Here is a 3,237-nt window from a genome sequence, read left to right on the forward strand (position 1 = left end):
CAGTAAAGGCAAAAGCCCCAGGTCACGGCGAGTGAGTCCTGGGGCTTTCACAGAGCCGCCTGCGGGATTCGAACCCGCGACCTAGTCCCCACACACCGCAATTCCTCCCCTCGGCCGATCATGGCAATCCTTGAGTGCCGTCACTCGTACGAGGGGCTTCTCCCGTTGACCAGCGGGTACACGGAAGCCTTATCCGGACATGCGTATGACGGGCCCCGTCCCCGGTGGGAGACAAGGCCCGTCACTCGCGCGCGTTGTGTCGCGCGGTGCGCACCCTCACCCGATCGGCGGAGGGCGGCCGTTCGAGGGGCCGGGCGGAACCGGCGGAACTCAGCCCACCGGCGTCGGCCGGGCGGCCCGGACGGCGCGGACCGAGGGCGTCTCGCGGGCGCAGGCGTACGCGAGCGGGCCGATCACTTCTGCGGCGTCCGGCAGCCAGCGGTTGAGCGCGGAGGGGGAGCGGGCCCACTGGGCGTACCCGAGGGAGCCGATCCGGGACGGCGGGGCGACCGTCCAGTCCCCCTCGCCCCGGGCGACCAGGTCCAGCCGGCCCGGCGGCCGGCCGAGCCGGCGGAGCATCTCCGGGAGCCTGGCCGCGGCCCCGGGCAGCACCAGGAAGTGCAGCCGCCGCCCGATCCGCCCGGACGCGGCGGGCTGGACCACCACCGGGCCGAGCTGGAGGTCCATCCGCTCCATCCGGGCGAGCGCCAGGCAGCCGGCCGTCTCCGGGACGTCCAGCACGTCGAACGAGCGCCCGGTGGGCAGCAGGATCGACGCCCGGGGTCGGTCGGTCCACCAGCTCCGCACCGCGCCGGGACCGGCGCTCGCCGTCCGCGCCCAGTCCGCGTCCAGCGGGTGGGCGCCCGGCAGTGTGCAGCGGCGGTCCCCGCAGGAGCAGCGGACACCGCCGCCGCCGTCGTCGATCAGCCAGGCGCCCGGGGCCACCTCCCAGTGGCGGTTCTCGGCGTAGCCGACGGCTTCGACGAGCAAGGGGGGTGGAGCGGCCTTCTCGTTCCGGTCCGAGGCGTCGGGGATGTCTTCCACGGGGTACTCAACTACCGTGTGTGAGGCTGGTTACGGCCCGATGGCGCCCGGTTGGGTGCATCCCGGCAATGTCACCCGTTCCGGTTAGTCGACCGAGTTGGTGGGGTCGAGGGCAGGCGCAGTGGGGGCGCACAGGAGCATTTCCCAGGGCGCAAGGGGGGTGCGGTTCGTCACCGTGGGTATCCCGCTGGCGTTGCTGATCGCTAACCTGGTGTCAGATTCCTTGGACGGTCGGACAGTCGGCAACAGATCAGCAGAATCGTCGCCCGCCGGCCGGGACCGGAGGGTGTGGGGAGGCGAAGCCCAATGGCCGCGAGACCACTCGTCGCACGACAGCCCAACGAGCGTCTGCAGCAACTGATCCAGGAGGCCAGCTGCTCCAACGCCGGCCTGGCCCGGAGGGTCAACCTCTGCGGCGCCGAGCACGGGCTGGACCTTCGGTACGACAAGACCTCCGTGGCCCGCTGGCTGCGCGGGCAGCAGCCGCGCGGGCAGGCGCCGGCCGTGATCGCCGAGGCCCTGGGCCGCAAGCTCGGGCGCAGCGTGTCGGTCGAGGAGATCGGCATGGCGGACGGCAAGAACCTGAGCTCCGGTATCGGGCTCCAGTTCGCGCCGACCATCGGTGCCGCCCTGGAGCAGGTCTGCGAACTGTGGCGCAGCGACGTCGGCCGGCGGGACTTCCTGACCGGCGCGACGGTCGCCGCCTCCGCGCTGGTGGAACCCAGCCGGGACTGGCTGATCACCCCGCCGGACCCGGTGGTGGCGCGGGCCGGCGGCCCCCGGGTCGGCCCGACCGACGTGGCCGCGATCAGGGCGACCACCACGATGCTGGTCGACCTGGACCACCGCTTCGGCAGCGGCCATGTGCGCCCGGTGGTGGTGCACTACCTCAACTCGGTGGTCTCCGGCCTGCTCGGCGGCGCCTACCGGGAGGAGACCGGTCGCCAACTCTTCGCCGCCGTGGCCCGGTTGACCGAACTGGCCGGCTACATGGCGGTGGACACCGGGCAGCCCGGCCTCGCCCAGCGCTACTACATCCAGGCGCTGCGACTGGCCCAGGCCGCCGACGACCGCGGCTACGGCGGCTACGTGCTGGCCGCCTCGATGAGCCACCTGGCGGCGACCCTCGGCAACCCGCGGGAGATCGCCCAACTCGCCCGCGCCGCCCAGGAGGGCGCCCGCTCGGTGGCCACCCCGACGGCGATGGCGATGTTCTACGCCGCCGAGGCCCGCGGTCACGCCCTGCTCGGCGACGCCCGCTCCTGCGAGACGGTGTCGGCCAGGGCCCTGGAGATGATGGAGCGCCGCCGCCCGGAGGACGACCCGGACTGGATCGCCCACTTCGACGACGCCTACCTCGCCGACGAGTTGGCCCACTGCCACCGGGACCTGGAGCAGGCCGGCCAGGCCGAGCACTACGCCCGCCGGGCGCTCGACCTGCACCCGCCGACCCGGGTCCGGCGCCGTGCGGTGGACCTCGTCCTGCTGGCCACCGCCCAGCTCCAGCAGCGGGACCTGGAACGCGCCTGCGAGACGGGCGCCCAGGCGGTCCGGTTGCTGAGCGGACTGCGGTCCAACCGGGGCGTGGAGTACCTGGACGAGTTCCGGCGCCGGCTGGAGCCGTACCGGGAGCAGCGCGTGGTCCGGGAGTTCCACGCCCGCGCGGACGCCGAGGCGGCCTAGCGGGTGCCGGGCCGGTCTCCGTGCCCCGGGCGCGGGCCCGCCTCCGTGCCTCGGGCCCGGGGGCGGCCCGGGCCCTGGGCGGTCGCGGATCGTCTGTGCAGGGAGCGTGACGGATGTCCCGCCCACGTGGTCACCCGGTGAGGCGAACCGGTAGCGTGGGCGCGACGTCCAAGGAACTGTGATGCTCCCAAGAACCGACGAGATGTGGTCCGCCGTCAGTGCGCGGTCCTGCACAGGTGAGGAATCGCGTTGAGTCAGCGCCGCTCGTACCCGAACTCCGGTGACTTCAACCTGGACGACCTGTTCCGCCCCGAGCCCGGTCAGCCGCAGGGGCAGCCGGGCCAGCCGCAGGCCCACTCGGCCGTGCCGCCGGTGGGACAGCCGTCCGGGCAGCCGGAGTACCTCGGCGAGGGCGCGCACGCGCTGCCGACCCAGGCGATGCCCGCGCAGCCGGTGCCGGGCCAGTCGATGCCCGGGCACTCGCTGCCGGGCCGGCCGATGCCGGGGCAG

2 protein-coding genes and 1 pseudogene are annotated in these 3,237 nt (G+C 73.8%); 2 read left to right on the forward strand and 1 reads right to left on the reverse strand.

From position 1 onward, the window contains the following. Nucleotides 1-330 precede the first annotated feature (330 nt). Nucleotides 331-1,044: a bifunctional DNA primase/polymerase gene (locus tag ACIQOV_RS34185; RefSeq protein ID WP_401054684.1), complete on the reverse strand. Its 714-nt coding sequence runs from the start codon at nt 1,042-1,044 to the stop codon at nt 331-333. 306 nt (nt 1,045-1,350) lie between these two features. Here ACIQOV_RS34185 and ACIQOV_RS34190 point away from each other — a divergent pair, with 306 nt between their 5' ends. Together ACIQOV_RS34190 and ACIQOV_RS34195 are read left to right on the forward strand one after the other, a co-directional pair. Next, entirely contained in the window at nt 1,351-2,727 is a 1,377-nt protein-coding gene (locus tag ACIQOV_RS34190) for a transcriptional regulator (RefSeq protein WP_359902173.1), read from the forward strand. Nucleotides 2,728-2,976: 249 nt separating this feature from the next. Next, nucleotides 2,977-3,237 (forward strand): annotated as a pseudogene (locus ACIQOV_RS34195) (hypothetical protein); the annotation flags it as partial.

Origin of the sequence: Kitasatospora sp. NPDC091257, assembly GCF_044757675.1 — a bacterium.
Lineage (GTDB): Bacteria > Actinomycetota > Actinomycetes > Streptomycetales > Streptomycetaceae > Kitasatospora > Kitasatospora lactacystinica.

Bases quoted from the DNA above. Each gene is read 5' to 3' on its own strand.
- ACIQOV_RS34190 (WP_359902173.1), top strand. From the start codon at position 1,351: ATGGCCGCGAGACCACTCGTCGCACGACAGCCCAACGAGCGTCTGCAG.